9 protein-coding genes are annotated in these 15408 nt (G+C 71.0%); 4 read left to right on the forward strand and 5 right to left on the reverse strand.

From position 1 onward, the window contains the following. Together NBX02_RS09075 and NBX02_RS09080 are read right to left on the reverse strand one after the other, a co-directional pair. Positions 1-1887: ABC transporter permease (locus tag NBX02_RS09075; RefSeq protein ID WP_250290897.1), on the reverse strand; the 1887-nt coding region annotated here is incomplete at its 3' end. 71 nt (positions 1888-1958) lie between these two features. Then, the gene (locus tag NBX02_RS09080) at positions 1959-3425 is read right to left on the reverse strand and encodes an ABC transporter substrate-binding protein (RefSeq protein WP_250290899.1); all 1467 of its coding nucleotides are present in this window, start codon (positions 3423-3425) and stop codon (positions 1959-1961) included. 1013 nt (positions 3426-4438) lie between these two features. Here NBX02_RS09080 and NBX02_RS09085 point away from each other — a divergent pair. From NBX02_RS09085 to NBX02_RS09100, 4 genes are all read left to right on the forward strand, one after another. Next, positions 4439-7135 (forward strand): serine/threonine-protein kinase, encoded by a 2697-nt coding sequence (locus NBX02_RS09085; protein WP_250290900.1) that lies wholly within the window; start codon positions 4439-4441, stop codon positions 7133-7135. A gap of 356 nt (positions 7136-7491) precedes the next feature. Beyond that, complete coding sequence (locus NBX02_RS09090) at positions 7492-9711, forward strand: NADP-dependent isocitrate dehydrogenase (RefSeq protein ID WP_250282467.1); 2220 nt, start codon at positions 7492-7494, stop codon at positions 9709-9711. 325 nt (positions 9712-10036) lie between these two features. Further along, complete coding sequence (locus NBX02_RS09095; protein ID WP_250282469.1) at positions 10037-11029, forward strand: LLM class flavin-dependent oxidoreductase; 993 nt, start codon at positions 10037-10039, stop codon at positions 11027-11029. A gap of 117 nt (positions 11030-11146) precedes the next feature. Beyond that, positions 11147-11668 (forward strand): AfsR/SARP family transcriptional regulator, encoded by a 522-nt coding sequence (locus NBX02_RS09100; protein WP_445548333.1) that lies wholly within the window; start codon positions 11147-11149, stop codon positions 11666-11668. Positions 11669-11881: 213 nt separating this feature from the next. Here NBX02_RS09100 and NBX02_RS09105 read toward each other — a convergent pair whose 3' ends face one another. The 3 genes from NBX02_RS09105 to NBX02_RS09115 all read right to left on the reverse strand — a co-directional run bounded on the left by NBX02_RS09105 (position 11882) and on the right by NBX02_RS09115 (position 15391). Continuing rightward, on the reverse strand, positions 11882-13516 hold the full coding sequence (locus tag NBX02_RS09105; RefSeq protein ID WP_250282470.1) for a dipeptide ABC transporter ATP-binding protein: 1635 nt from the start codon (positions 13514-13516) through the stop codon (positions 11882-11884). Positions 13517-13601: 85 nt separating this feature from the next. Continuing rightward, positions 13602-14453, reverse strand: a complete 852-nt coding sequence (locus tag NBX02_RS09110) for an ABC transporter permease (RefSeq protein WP_250282472.1) — start codon at positions 14451-14453, stop codon at positions 13602-13604. After that, positions 14450-15391 (reverse strand): ABC transporter permease, encoded by a 942-nt coding sequence (locus tag NBX02_RS09115; protein WP_250282473.1) that lies wholly within the window; start codon positions 15389-15391, stop codon positions 14450-14452. The genes NBX02_RS09110 and NBX02_RS09115 overlap by 4 nt, the downstream gene beginning before the upstream one ends. Positions 15392-15408 lie beyond the last annotated feature (17 nt).

A 15408-nucleotide genomic window follows, 5' to 3' on the forward strand; every position in this document is an offset into this window, starting at 1 on the left:
GTTCACGCGCGGCCCGCGGGTGAACGGCCGGCGGCGGCCGAGCTGTCCGGCGGTGCGCTGGACCACCGCGGGGACGCAGCGCAGCGACGGCGGCGTGACCGCGAGCAGGAGCGCCGCCGCGCCGAAGACGAGCTGGAGGCAGGTGGCGATGTTGTCGCCGCTCACGTACGACGGAACCAGGGTGAGGCCCGCGGCGGCCAGCAGCGCGTACCAGGGCTCACCGCCCGGGCTGATGACGATCAGGGCGAAATAGACCAGCGACGTCAACGGCTGGTAGGAGTCGGCTGTCACCGTGCTGACCGCGCCGCCGGCAAGCGCACCCGACGCCGCGGCGAGAAAAGCCGAGATGCAGAAGACCAGGACGCGAGTGACGTTGGTCGACGTGCCACTGGCGGCAAGGCCCGTCGGGCTGTCGGCCAGCGCCCGCAGCAGCCTGCCGAGCCGGCTGCGTACCAGCAGCACGATGATGGCCGTGACCACGACGGTGAATGCCAGCACCAGATAGTAGTAGCCACGGTCGCTTTCGAGGTCGAGCCAGCCCAGCTGGGGCCGCGGCTCGGTCAGCCCGGCACCTATGCCGCCGAACATGTAGCTCTGTGTGTAGAACATGTAGGCGAGGAGAATGCCGAATCCCAGGGTCGCCAGGGCGAGGTACAGCCCGGAGAGCCTGATCGCCGGAATCGCGAGAACGGCGCCGATCGGCACCGCGACGAGAGCGGACAGCAGCAGCGCGGCGAACCACGGCAGCCCGTGGCCGACCGTCAGACGGGAGAAGGCGGCCGCGCCGATCGCGGTGAAACCCACGTGGCAGAGCGACACCTGCCCCGAGCTGCGTACCAGCAGGCCCAGGGAGAGAAAGAGAATCGTCGAGGTCAGGAACAGGGTCCAGTCGGTCAGGTGGAGCCCGGCGAATCCGGGGACGGTCAGGAGGAGGACCAGGACGGCTGCCGCGCCCGCCAGCTGGAACGGGAGCGGGAAACGCCACTGTGCCACGGACCGCGGCAGCGCCGCCGCCCGCTCCCCGAGCCGGCCGCGAGGGGAGACCAGCAGGACGGCGAACAGGACGAGGAAGGGCAACGCGGTCGGTATTCCCGCCAGCAGGCCCGTGGTGAAGTACTTCGAGCAGAGGGCGCCGCCCACACCGATGAGCAGGCCGCCGAGATAGGTGGCGGGCAGGTTCGAGAACCTGCCGATGGCGGCCGCGCCGAAAGCCTGGACCACCAGCAGCGTCAGTGTCACCCCGTCAAGGGTGACGAGCGGTGCCAGCAGCACACCTGACAGCGCGGCGAACGAGACGCCGATGACCCACGCGAGCCGCCGGACCCGTACAGGGCTGGTGCCGGCGCAGTCGAGCAGGTCGATGTCGTCGACGACGGCCTGCATCGCAAGGCCCCGCCGGGTGTGCCGGAAGACGAGGAAAAGTGCGAGCGTCGCCGCCGCGCCGATGACCCAGATGATGATTTTGTCCTGGGTGATGCTCGTGTTCGCCACACGGAGGACATGAGTTCCCAGGAACGGCGGCACCTTGCGGGTCTCCGTCGCGCCGTAGACGAGTGATATCACCGCCTGTACGACAAGCAGAATACCGACCGTGCCGGCGACCCGTACCGGCAGGGAACGGTCACTGATCATTCGGCCGACCAGCTCGAAAGCGAGCCCGAGTACCGGGCCGGCGACGAGAACGCAGATCGACGCGGCCAGCGGCCACGGCAGATGGTGCTGGACGTGCAGGGTGTAGAAAAGAAAGGCCGCGATGGTGGCGAGCGCGCCGTGCGCGAAGTTGAACAGCCGCGACGTCTTGTAGGTCAGCACGAGGCCCAGCCCGGCGATCCCGTAGACGGAGCCCGTTGTCAGCCCGGCGACCAGGAACGGAAGTAAGGTCGTCACTCTGGATCTCCCAAACGATCGGCATACCGGGCTGGGACGGCACCGAGAGGCCGTCCCAGCCCGAGGACTGGTCAGCCGAGGGTCGCGACCACGGGATCAACGACGGACGCGGGAGCGCACTGCGTCGCCAGGCCGTTCGGCCCGACGAACGCGCCGTCCTCGATGCCCATCGTGAACCAGCACTTGATGGAGGTCGGCTTTCCCGCCACGAAGTTCAACGGGACCGTGAGGCCACCGAGCGTCTCGTCCCGGAGGCTGTAGAGGCCTTTCTTCACCGCGGTGGCCGTGAGCTCCCCGGCGGGCGCGGCCCTGACCGCGGCCTCGAAGAGCTTTCCGCTGGCCCAGACATCGGCCGACTGCTCGGACAGCACCGCCTCGATGCCCGGCGCGTACTGCTGGATGGCGTCGTGGAATTCCCGGGTCGCCGGTATGGACCTGTCGTAGAAGGGTGCGACATATCCGACGGCCCGCATTCCGTTGAGCGACGGCTCCTTCAGCCAGCTGGTCGTGACGGTGCCGTCCTGGGCGACCTCCGGGACGTTGATGCCCTGGTCCGCGCAGGCCCGGTGCACGCGGACGACGGTGTCGGACGGCGCCAGCACGCTCACGGACTGGACGCCCGCCTCCTTCAGGCCCTGGCACTGCGAGGTGTAGTCGGGCGCCGAGGCCGCCACCTTCGCGTTGTAGGGAATACTGAGGCCGAGCGCCTTGGCCAGCGTCGTGTACAGCGGCACCGCGCTGGCGCACTGCGGCGCCTCCGCGCAGTAGAGCAGGCCCATCTTCGGGCCTTTCGCTTTCGCTATCTGCAGCACCCCGTACAGTCCCGCGATGACGGACGGCCCGACCGGGAAGAAGGACGGGTTCGTCACGAAGGGCAGGTCCAGGGAGGTGCCGCCGATGACGGGCACGTCCGTGCCGCTGATGTAGGACGCCCAGTTCACGTCCGAGTTCGAGTGGTTTCCTATGACCGCGACGACGTGTTCCTGCTCGACGAGTTTCTTGACCTGGGAGAGCGCGGTCGTCGCGTTCCCCCCGTCATCCATGACAACCAGTCTGACGCGGCGCCCGTTGATCCCGCCGTGGGCGTTCACCCATGATGCCCAGGCTTTTGCCATGTCCTGTGCCTGCGCCTGGGAGGACGCGGTGGGGCCGCTGTACGTCCCGATGTTGCCCACGACGATTTCGGGCGTTCCCGAACCGTTCGCCGTGTTGCCGCCGCCGTCCGACGAACAGGAGACGAGGCCCGTCACCGCGGCGATCACCGCGGCTGTGGCGACGATTCCTCGCCGCCGTACGAGGGGCCGGGGATGCGGCCGCCCGGACAGCGGCCAGCGGCGCCGGTGCTGGCGCGGGTGCTGGCCGGTGCATAAAGCCGGTGTGCTTTCCGCCGCTGGTTCACCGGACCGGATACGGTTGAGCCACTCACCGACCGAGCGTCTCCTTCTCTGCTGTTCCGGGCGCGGGGGTGTGTTCTTGGCGGGTTTCGTACGCGCCTGGCTTCCGCGCCTTCTCGGCGACGGTTCGTAGTCGTCGGTCATCTGGCGTCCTCCGTTGCGTTGGCATATTGCGTGATCGGATGATTTTCGCGGGCCGGCCGCTCCGCGGTGTTGTTCCGCGGTTTTGGGCCGGTGTTCCGCGGTCGGGCGGGAGCGGCCCGGGCCGGAGTCGCCCACGCTGGCCCGGGCCGCTCCCGCCCGACCGGTGGCTGCGCCCGCCGTGCCCACCGTGTCGGACACGCCCGCCGTGCCCGCCGTGCCCGCCGCGTCCGGCTGGTCGGGCCGCCGGGTGGGATGCCGTTTCGCGCGCGTCGGGCCGGGGCGCGGGGCAGGCGGGGCAGTTTGTCGGCATCACTGGCGGAAGCGGCCGACGGCCAGGGTCAGGGCCAGGGTGCTGACAGATTTCTGGAGATGCGCACCGTTGTGTTCATGGTGGCCTCTGTCGCTCTCTGGAAGACGCTGATCCCGTAGGGTCAGGAGGCTGGGAGCCGGAGGGGTCTTCCGTTCTCGGCGTTCGGGTCGCGGTGTACTCGCGGGGGGATGGGGCGGAGGGTGATGTAGGTTACAAACAACTGTTCGTTCGGACACCGTAGAGGACCTCGGATGACAGGTCAATGCGGAATTTTCACGCCGACGCCCTGCCCGGCCCACCAGTCGACGCCGTAATCCGCCACTGGCGGACCGTGATGTCCTTGTGGGCGGAGGGCCGGGATCAGAGCCGGGACCGGATCCGGCCTGTCCGGGCGTCGCGGCCTGCCGAGAGGGGCCGACCCGCGCCGCAGCGGCGGTCACCCAGGCCCCGCGCGCCGGTGGCCGGTGGTTCGACGCCTTATCCGGTTGCTCGTGCGTGACCCGGCCGCTCGTGCGCGCCTGCCCGCGGCATCCCCAGGCCGACGATGGCGGTGAAGTCGCCTCGGGCGCTCGTGCGGGCCTGTCCGTGACGAGGCCGGGCGGGCGGTCACGGGGTGCCGGCCGAATTCCGCTCGCCGGCCGAATCCGGCGATGGCGGTGATCTGGGTGTCACGCAACGGCGCCGGTCTGGGTACGGTATTCACATGGTCGGTTGGGGGAGTCCGTCGACGGACGTGGTCTTATCCGGCGACTTCCGTTACGTGCACGGCCCGGCGCTGGAACGTGACATTCGCGGACGGCTCGGGCACGGCCGGCTGGCGGACACCCTGCGCGCCCGGATCGACCGTTCGGAAGGCGGCGCCTTTCTCATCGCGGGCTTCCGCGGCGCCGGCAAGACCACGCTGGTCCGCTCGACGTTGCGATGGTTGTCCCAGTACAGCGGCAATCGCCGCTACCTGCCCGTCTTCCTCAACGTGGCCCGGCCGGTCACCAGCAACGAGTTCCTGTTCGCGGTGACCCGGCGGGTGGTGGAAACCCTCGACGACACCGGCGTGCTCGCCGAGCTCGAGGAGGACATCCGCAACTCGATCCTGCTCGCGTACGCCCGCACGTCGATGTCGCTGACCTCCCGCTCGGAGGAGGGCCACGAGCTCAACCGCACGTTCGGCGCGAACGGCCAGCTGCCGTTTGCGGGACTCGCCCCCAAACTCGAACGCGGGACGAAGACCACCCGGTCGCTGGCGACCGAGGCGTCCTTTCTCACCTACGCGGACGGGGACGTCGAGCACGATTTTCTGCGGATCGTCGAAATGCTCGGCCGGTCGAGAAGCCACGGCCGTGGCCGCGGGTTCCGCCGGCGCCGGCCGGCCGCGCCCGTCCATCTCGTGGTGGTGATCGACGAGCTCGACAAGCTGACGAGCAGCCCGCGTGGAATGGAGAGCTTCGACGAGATCCTCACCGTCTTCAAGAACGTGCTGACGGCGTCCGCGGCACACTTCATCTTCGTGGCGGGCGTCGACGTGCTGGACCGTGCGGTCACCGACAGCGATTTCGGTATCGGGATCTTCGAGAGTGTCTTCTCCTGGCGGGCCTACGTGCCGTGCGTGTGGGACAGCGGCACCAGCCTGCTCCGCGAGGTGTGCGGACAGGGCCCCAACAACGCCGAGTCCGTGGAACGGGTGGCGAACTACCTGGACTACAAGGGGCGTGGCGTGCCGCGCCGGCTCGTCCAGGAGCTCAACGACCTCATCGTCTGGGAGACGTTCCAGCGGACGAGCGTCCCGGTCATCCGGATGTCCCCCGAGGACGTCGAACGCATCGGTCTCTACGCGGATCTCTCCGATGTCCTGAACGGGCTGCTCGGCCGTTCCGGCGAGGAGGGACGCAGCCTGGAGGAGGACAGGTTCCGGCTGGGCGCCCACTACGTGACCGACTGGGTGCTGCGCAGTGAGGGCGGTGTGTTCACCGCCACCGACGTCGTCTCCGGCGAGCGGGGGCTCTCGCCGCTGCTGTCCCTGTCGGAACGGCGGGTGGACCTGGTTCTGCGCCATCTCGCCGCCAACGGCGTGATCGAGGACCAGCGGCCTGGCGGGAGCGGTGAGAGCACCTTTGTCGGTGGTGTCGCCCAGGCCCGGATGGCGACCTACCGGCTCAGCCGGCGGATGCGGGGACGGGTGCTGCGGGTTGCCCGGGCGAACGAACGGGAGAGCATCGACCTGCTCGGCGGTGTGCTCACGAACGACAGCCCGTTCCCGGGCGCCGCCCCCTCGCCCCCGGGCGCCGCCCCCTCGCCCCCGGGCGCCGGCCCCTCGTTCCCGCACCGTGGCGAGCCTCCGGCGGGCGCGGATCCCGACAGCACGGGCGCCCCGGCCGGCCGGCCGCATCCGTCCCCCGCGGGCCGCTTCACTCGGGCCGGGAGCGGCACGCTGCGGGTGCCCCGTTCGGAGCGTTTCATGGGCGACGGGCGTTTCGAGCTGGTCGACGTCCTCGGCGTCGGTGGGATGGGCACCGTCTACGTCGCGCGGGACGCCCAGTTCGGCGCGGGTGCCCTCCGCGCGATCAAGGTGCTGAGTCCGACGCTCGGCGAGGACCAGGAGGCACGCAGCCGGTTCCTGCGGGAAGCCCGTATCGCCCTGCAACTGGACCACCCGAACGTCGTGCACACGTACCAGCTGCTCGACGAGCCCGACGGCCGGCTGGGCATCGTCATGGACTTCGTCCACGGCGACGGCCTGAACCAGCGCCTGCGCGAGCGGGGGTTCCCGGTCGCCGAGGCGGTCGGTGTCGCCACCGGTCTCCTGCGGGCGATCGTGTACCTGCACAGTCTGGACATCGTCCGGCTCGACGTGAAGCCCAGCAACGTCATCATCAGCGAGGCAGGCCGGCCGGTGATGGTCGACTTCGGCGTGGCGCGCAGTCTCCAGAGCGATTCCACCGAAGTGACCAGAGGCGAGGGGCTGGTGGGCACGCCAGCGTACATGTCACCCGAGCAGATCCGGGGTGGGGCCGTCGACGGCAGGACGGACATCTTCTCGTTCGGGCTGGTGCTCTTCGAGCTGCTCGGCGGAGCGATCTCCCGGGACGGCGGTGTGGAGAACGTGATGTTCCGCCGGCTGCACGAGGACCTCGACGTCTCCGTCCTCACCTGCTCCGAGGAGCTCAGGGGCCTGGTCGCGAGGTGCTGCCGGCGCCGGCGGGAGGAGCGTTTCAGCGACGCCACGGCCGTGTGCGCCGCGCTGCTGGACGTCCCGGAGAGCCCGACCGGCCCGTCCGGCCCGGGTGGCGACACGGATAGCCCCGGCATGACGCGGCGCGAGCCGCGCGGACCCGGATCGCCAGGGTGGTGGGGGAGCCGGGCCGCCGGGAGCGACACCGACATCACCCACAGGTTCACCCACTGAAGCCCCGCCGCGGGACAGGCATCCTTCCACGCCGGAATGGCTTTCCGTCCTGTGGGACGGGCCGCTCTTTTCCCCCGGGGGCGGGCTACTTTTCCCCCGGGGGCGGGCCACAGCTCGCCCGCGCGGGGACGAACGACCTGCGTTCCAAGGGCCACAGCCCCGTGAGACGGGTCACAGCGCCGGCTCCGCGGGCCTGGCTGCCCCCCGGCCAGCGGCCCTGGCCGGGGGGCAGCCGGGGCCGTCGGCCCGGCCGCTCGCCGACGCCGTCGCCACACGCCTGCTCACAATCAAGGTAGCAATGAAGATCAAGACATAACCTTGATAACGATATGAAGCAGACGTGAAGCGGAGCATCGGTGACTGATTCGACCATCATCTATACGCACACTGACGAGGCCCCGGCCCTGGCGACGTACTCGTTCCTGCCCGTGGTCCAGGCGTACGCCCGCACGGCCGGTGTCAGCGTCGAAAGCCGTGACATCTCCCTGGCCGGGCGGATCATCGCCAGCTTCCCCGAACGTCTCACCGCGGACCAGCGCATCGACGACGCGCTCGCCGAGCTCGGTGAGCTGGCCCGCCGCCCCGAGGCGAACATCATCAAGCTGCCGAACATCTCGGCGTCGATCCCGCAGCTGAAGGCGGCCATCGCCGAGCTGCGGCAGAAGGGCTATGCCCTGCCGGACTACCCGGACGACCCGAAGAGCGACGAGGAGCGGGAGGTCCGCGCCCGGTACGACAAGATCAAGGGCAGCGCCGTCAACCCGGTGCTGCGCGAGGGCAACTCCGACCGGCGCGCCCCCGCGTCCGTGAAGAGCTATGCCAGGACGCACCCGCACCGGATGGGCGCGTGGAGCCCCGAGTCGAGGACGAACGTCGCCACCCTGGCCGCCGACGACTTCCGCGCCACCGAGAAGTCGGCGGTCATCGCCGCGGACGGCTCGCTGCGCATCGAGCTGGCCGGCGCCGACGGGAGCACCACCGTGCTGCGCGCCACCCTGCCGGTGCTCGCCGGCGAGGTCGTGGACGCCGCCGTGCTGCGGGTGGCCGCGCTGCGGGAGTTCCTCACCGCCCAGATCGCCCGGGCCAAGGCCGAGGGCGTGCTGTTCTCGGTGCACCTGAAGGCCACGATGATGAAGGTCTCCGACCCGGTCATCTTCGGCCACGTGGTGCGGGCGTTCTTCCCGAAGACCTTCGCCGCCTACGGTGAGACGCTGGCCGCGGCGGGCCTGAGCCCCAACGACGGGCTCGGCGCCATCCTGGCCGGCCTGGGCGCGCTGCCCGACGGCGCGGCGGTCAGGGCGTCCTTCGACGCCGAGCTGGCCGACGGCCCGGCGCTGGCGGCGGTCGACTCCGATCGCGGCATCACCAACCTGCACGTGCCCAGCGACGTCATCGTCGACGCGTCCATGCCGGCGATGATCCGCACCTCCGGCCACATGTGGGGCCCGGACGGCCAGGAGGCGGACACCCTCGCCGTCCTGCCCGACAGCAGCTACGCCGGCATCTACCAGGTCGTCATCGACGACTGCCGCGCGCACGGCGCCTTCGACCCGACGACGATGGGCTCGGTGCCCAACGTCGGCCTGATGGCGCAGGCGGCCGAGGAGTACGGCAGCCACGACAAGACCTTCGAGATCCCCACCGCGGGCACGGTGCGGCTCGTCGACGAGGCCGGCACCGTGATCCTGGAGCAGCCGGTCGCCGCCGGCGACATCTTCCGCGCCTGCCAGACCAAGGACGCGCCGATCAGGGACTGGGTGAAGCTCGCCGTCGCCCGTGCCCGGGCCACCGGCGACCCGGCGGTGTTCTGGCTCGACCCCAGCCGCGCGCACGACACGACGCTGATCGGGAAGGTCAGGGCGTACCTGGCCGAGCACGACACCGAGGGCCTCCAGATCGAGATCAGGTCGCCGGTGGAGGCGATCGCGTTCTCCCTGGAGCGGATCCGCCGCGGCGAGAACACGATCTCGGTCACCGGCAACGTGCTGCGCGACTACCTCACCGACCTGTTCCCGATCCTGGAGCTTGGCACCAGCGCCAAGATGCTCTCGGTCGTCCCGCTGATCAACGGTGGTGGCCTGTTCGAGACCGGTGCCGGCGGGTCCGCGCCCAAGCACGTCCAGCAGCTGCTCAAGGAGAACTACCTGCGCTGGGACAGCCTGGGCGAGTTCCTCGCGCTGGCGGTCAGCTTCGAGCATTTCGCGCAGACGACGGGCAACGCGCGCGCCAAGGTGCTCGCCGACACCCTCGACCGGGCGACCGCCACCTTCCTCAACGAGGACAGGTCGCCCAGCCGGCGCCTCGGCGGCCTCGACAACCGCGGCAGCCACTTCTACCTGGCCCTCTACTGGGCGCAGGAGCTGGCCGCGCAGACCGACGACACGCAGCTCGCGGACGCGTTCGCCGGCCTCGCCAAGACGCTCACCGCGCAGGAGCGGACCATCGTCGACGAGCTGGTCGCGGTCCAGGGCTCGCCGGTCGACATCGGCGGCTACTACCAGCCGGACCCGGCCAGGGCCGCGGCAGCCCTGCGCCCGTCGACGACCTTCAACGAGGCCCTGGCGATCCTCGGCTGACGAGGAGCCCGTCCGCGGACGGCCCCGGGCCGGCGGTTTCCAGCTGCCACCGGCCCGGGGCGTCCGTCGGCGGCAGCCCGGGCCGGCTGTCCGGTCCGGGCAACAGACGCGTGCCGGGTATGGACCCGGCGTCCACGCTGCCCATTCGGGCTGGTAGCCGTCCGTGCCGGAGGCAACCGGCGGTCCGGCGACGGGGCGGTCCGCGGGCCGTGGAGGCTGTTGACAACGTGAGGAATGCTCAGCTTGACTTGATCGGTCGATGATGCCGAGTCATCCTCACCTTCTGGTGGGATACGGCCAGTGGGATGCAGCCAGGAGGAAACCGATGGTCGAAGCGTCCATCGTTTCGGTGCACGACACGGTGCCGGTCTGGCGTTCCGGTACCGCGGCCGACGCGTTGCGCGACACCATCGACCTGGCCCGTGTCGCCGAGGAGCTCGGCTACCGCCGCTACTGGGTGGCCGAGCACCACAGCACCCCCGCGCTCGCCACCTCGGCCCCGGCCGTGCTCGCCGGCCAGATCCTCGCCGCGACCAGCACGATACGGGTCGGCTCCGGCGCCGTGCTGCTGCCCAACCACTCACCGCTGGCCGTCGCCGAACAGTTCGGCGTGCTCGGCTCGCTGTACCCCGGCCGGGTCGATCTCGGGATCGGCCGGGCGACGGGCGGCTCGCCCGAGGCGGCCGGGCGGCTGGGCGACTCCCGCCCCCGTGACTTCGGCGCCCAGCTCGACGAGCTCACCGGGTACTTCCGCCGTGACCGGAGCGGCGCCCGGGTGCGCGCCGTGCCCGAACCGGCCGTGGCGCCCGAGTTCTGGCTGGTCGGGTCCAGCCCGAGCAGCGCCGCGTTCGCCGGCGCATGCGGTCTTCCCTACGTCTACGCGCACACGATCGTGCCGGGCTTCGCGCCCGTGGCGCTCGCCGCGTACCGCAAGGCGTTCCGGCCGTCGGTGCATCTGGACAGCCCCTACGGCGCGGTTGCCGCCGTCGTGCTGCTCGCCGACTCCGACGAGCGCGCACACTCCTTTGCCGACGCGTTCGTGCTCGGACAGATCCGGATGCGCACCGGCGACCCCGACACCCTGCTGCCCACCGAGCAGGATGCCCGGGAGCACAGCTTCACACCGCAGGAGGAGCTGTTCCGCCGGGAGCGGATCGACCCGCAGTTCGTCGGCTCGCCGTCCAGCGTGACCGCCAGGCTCGCGGCCCTGCTGCGCGAGTCAGGCGCCCAGGAGTTCTTCGCCCTCTCCCAGATCCCCGACCACGGCGCGCGGATTCGTTCCTACGAGTTGCTGGCCAAGGCCGCCGTCTCCTTCTGAGCAAGAACCAGGGACCGGCCGCGGCGGACGGAAGATTTCCGCGTCGCGGCCGGTCGCGCGCGGTGCCGGACGCGTCCGTGTTCCGTCGGCGGTGCCATTGTCCCCGCCGAGTCCCTCGTGGACGTGACCGAACTGCGGCAGCTACATGCCCGCGGCCGGGCGGACATGGTCGGTGACCCCGAGCGGGCGCTGGCCGGCTTCACCGCGGCTGCGCGGCTTTTCCGGGGGCCGGTACTGGCCGGGCTGCGCAACGGGACGATCGTCAGCACCTTCGCGCGGTGGGCCGAGGAGACCCGGCTGGAGTGCCTGGAGTCGATCGCGCGCTGCGCGCTGTGGACCGGGCGTCATCGCGAGGTGGTCAACGACCTCACGAACTGGGTCGACGAGCATCCCTTTCACGAGACCTTCCGGGAGCAGTTGATGCTCGCCCTGCACCGGTCGGGCCGGCGGGCCGAGGCACTCGCGCAGTTCCGCGACGCCCGTCGGGTCCTGCGGGAGGAACTCGGGCTTGAGCCGGGCGAGACGATGCGCCGGTTGCACAGCGCCATTCTCAACGACGAGGCCGTCCTCAATGACAGGGCTGTCCTCGCCGACACGGCCATGCTCGACGGGGAGCGCGACTACGAGATGGCAGGTTAGGGGGTGTCTGACGGATGTTCGATCGCGCGGGCGGTGTCCAGACGACCACCGCCGCGTTGTCGTCGTCGCCATAGCTCTGCTGTGAAACGCCCCGCCCACATCGACCAACATCCATCAGACACGCTCTGAGCACCGACCGCGAGGCGTCGGCGCTTTCGGCGGTGCGTGCGACGCGGCCCGGACGGGCCGGCCTGTCCGGGCCGGCCCTGGCCGCTAGCTGTCGGTTACTGCTGGTACTTCTTGGTAGCTGTCGGTGGCCGCACGCGGTTCGGGGGCTCCACCGTGTGAGGCGGTGGCCGACAGCAGGGGCAGGCGCGGGGCGGCCTGCAGCAGCGCGTTGGTGTAGGGATGCTGCGGGTTGTCGAACACGGCCGTGGTGAGCCCCTCCTCCACGACCTCGCCGTTGTTCATGATCAGTAGGCGGTCGCTGATCTGCTCCACGACGGTGAGGTCGTGGGTGATGAACAGCAGGGCGATGCCCAGGCGCTGCTGCAGCTCGGACAGCAGGTCCAACACCTGGGCCTGCACCGACACGTCCAGCGCGGAGACCGGCTCGTCACAGATCAGTACCTCGGGTTGCGGGGCGATCGCCCGGGCGATCGCCACCCGCTGCCGTTGCCCGCCGGAGAGCTGGTGCGGACGGCGGTGGGCGAAGTGCGCGTCGAGCCCGACCGTGGCCAGCAGTTCGGTGATCTGGGCCCGGCGGCGGGCGCCGCGCTGGCCGGGCAACGCCTCGGCGATGATGCGCCCGATGGTGTGGCGGGGGTCGAACGCCGCCTGCGGATCCTGCTGGATCAGCTGGATGTGCTGCCGCTGCACCCGCCTGGCGCGTTCCGGCGTGCCCGACCAGGGCTGCCCGCGCAGGAGGATCCGCCCCTCGTCGGGTTCGGTCAGGCCCATCACCATCCGTGCCAGCGTGCTCTTGCCAGAGCCGGACTCGCCGACCAGGCCCACCGTCTCGCCCGCCCGCAGAGTCAGTGACACCCCGGCCACGGCACGGCGTTCGCCGAAGTTCTTGGTCACCGCGTCGACGTCGAGCAGGGTCTGCCCGCCGGCGTGGGGCGGGCGCTGCGCGCGCCGGCCGCGGGCGATGTCCAGCAGCGTCCTGGTGTAGGGGTGCTCGGGGCTGCCCACGATGCGCTCGGTGGGCCCGGTCTCGACGATGCGGCCGTCGAGCATCACCGCGATCCGGTCGGCCAGCCTCGCGACCACCGCCAGGTCGTGGCTGATCAGCAGCAGGCCCCGGCCCTGTTCCTTGATCTCTTCGAGCAGTCGCAGGATCTGGTGCTGCACGATCACGTCCAGCGCCGTGGTCGGCTCGTCCGCGATGACCAGGTCGGGCCGTGTCGCCACGGCGGAGGCGATCAGGGCGCGCTGGCGCAGCCCGCCGGAGAGCTGGTGGGGGTACTGCTGGCTGCGCAGCTCCGGCTCTGGGACGCCGACCTCGGCGAGCACCTCCAGGACGCGCCGGTGCCGCTCGGTACGGGTACTGTCCCGCTGGTGCAGCCGGATGGACTCGGCCACCTCGTCCTCGATCCGGCGCAGCGGATCCAGGGACACCAGCGCGTCCTGCAGCACCATGCCGACCGACTTGCCGCGCAGCCGCTGCCAGTCACGCTGGGAGAAGCTCCTGACGTCGGCGCTGCCGACGCGCAGGGTGCGCGCCCGGACCCGGGCGCGTTCGCCGGCCAGGCCGAGCAGCGTCCGGGCGGTGACGCTCTTGCCCGAGCCGGACTCCCCGACCAGTGCCAGGCACTCACCATCCTCGATGGTGAACGAGATGTCGCGTACCACGGGGGGCTCGTGGCCGAAGGAGACCTCCAGCCCGGCAACCTCGACCAGGGTCACCGCGGGCCCCCTGCCTGCCGGCTGGTCCTCGGCGGGCGCTCCGCCCGCCGACTGGTCCGCAGCGGGCTCCCCGCCCGCCGGCCGCTCACCGCAGGCTCCTTGCCTGCAGGCTGCGGCCGAGCGTGGTGGAGACGAGGACGACCACGACGATGGCCAGCCCCGGGAACACCGCGATCCACCAGGCGTTCGCCAGATAGGTCTGTCCCTCGGCGAGCATCACGCCCCATTCCGGAGTCGGTGGCAGCGGGCCGAGGCCGAGCAGGCTCAGCCCTGCCGCCGCGGCGATGGCGCTCCCGGTCCCCAGCGAGGCGAGCACCACGACCGGCCCGCCCACGTTGGGCAGCACGTGGCGCAGCACATATCGCCACGCGGGTACGCCCAGGATCTTCGCCGCCTCGACGTATTCGGCTTTTGTCACGGCGAGTGCCTGCCCGCGCACGAGACGGCCGTAGTACGGCACGGCGGCCACCCCGATCGCCACCGCGATCTGCGTCGAGCCCGTCCCGATGAGCGCGATGACCAGCAGCGCCAGCAGCACCTCGGGGAACGCCATCCAGACGTCGGTCAGCCGCATGATCAGCGCGTCGGCCAGCCGGCTGCCGGCCGCCGCGGTCAGCCCGGCCAGCGAGCCCGCCACGACCGCGATCGCGGTGGCCACCAGGCCGGTGGTCACCGAGTACCGGGCGCCGTAGACCAGCCGCGAGAAGACGTCCCGTCCGAGCTGGTCGGTGCCGAGGTAGTGCGTCGAGCTCGGCGGGGAGAAGGTGTGCTGCACGTCGTTGGTGTCCGGCGCGTAGGGCGCGAAGACGCCGGGGAACAGCAGCAACGCGACGATCAGGGCCACGGCCAGCGTGCTGATCGCGAGCAGTATGTGCGAGCCGCGGGTGGCCCGCCACCGGGGCCGGGCCGTGTCGAAGGCCGCTGTCGTCGCGCTCATGCCCGGCTCGTTTCCCGCAGCCGCGCGTCGATCACCGGGTAGAGCATGTCGGCCAGGGCGTTGGCCACGACGAAGATGAGCGCGGCCAGGATCACCACGGCCGACACCACCGGCGTGTCGCGGTGCTGCACGGCGTTGACCAGTACGGTGCCGAGACCGGGCCGGGAGAAGACCTTCTCCACCAGCACGGCGCCGCCGACGAGCGTGCCGAGCACCCAGGCGGACATCGTCGTGGCCGGCAGCAGCGCGTGCCGCAGGGTGTGCCGCAGCAGCAGGCCGAGCCGGCTCTGGCCGCGGGCCCGGGCACTGAGCACGAACGGTCTGCCCTCGACCAGCTCAAGCTCCTGGCGCATCACCTGCGCGAGGACACCGGCGAGCGGGATCGCCAGCGCCAGCGTGGGCAGCACCAGGCCGGAGATGCCATGGGAGCCGAAGGCGGGGAACCAGCGCAGGTTGAACGAGAAGAGCGACAGCAGCAGGATGCCGAGCCAGAACGGCGGGACCGCCACCGCGAGCACCTCGAACACCGACGTGCCCGTCCGTACGATCCGGCCCCGGCCCGCCGTGATGACGGTGGCGATGAGCGCGAGCAGCAGGCCGACCAGGGCCGCGCTCAGCGCCAGCTGAAGGGTCGGCAGGATCTGGCTGCCAAGCAGCCTGGTCACCGGCTGGCTGCGCTGGTAGGAGCGGCCGAAGTCGCCGGTGGCCAGCGATGCCAGGCGGTCGAGGTACTGCACCGGCAGCGGTCGGTCGAGCCCGTACTCCGCGGCGACCCGCTCGCGCAGGCCCGGGAGGTTCGCCGCCTGCGGGCCGAGGATCGCGTCCACCTGGTCGCCGGCCGCGCTCACCGCGAAGAAGGTCACCGTCACCGCGCCCCACAGCACCAGGATCCCGGTGAGGAGCCGACGTAGCAGGAACCGGGGCAACGAAGCGTACACGTGTCAGCTCACCGGGT

The sequence above is a fragment of the Protofrankia sp. CiP1_Cm_nod1 genome (assembly GCF_920888515.1).
GTDB lineage: Bacteria > Actinomycetota > Actinomycetes > Frankiales > Frankiaceae > Protofrankia.

Bases quoted from the DNA above. Each gene is read 5' to 3' on its own strand.
- NBX02_RS09085 (WP_250290900.1), top strand. From the start codon at position 4,439: ATGGTCGGTTGGGGGAGTCCGTCGACGGACGTGGTCTTATCCGGCGAC.
- NBX02_RS09110 (WP_250282472.1), bottom strand. From the start codon at position 14,453: ATGAGCGCGACGACAGCGGCCTTCGACACGGCCCGGCCCCGGTGGCGG.
- NBX02_RS09080 (WP_250290899.1), bottom strand. From the start codon at position 3,425: ATGACCGACGACTACGAACCGTCGCCGAGAAGGCGCGGAAGCCAGGCG.
- NBX02_RS09095 (WP_250282469.1), top strand. From the start codon at position 10,037: ATGGTCGAAGCGTCCATCGTTTCGGTGCACGACACGGTGCCGGTCTGG.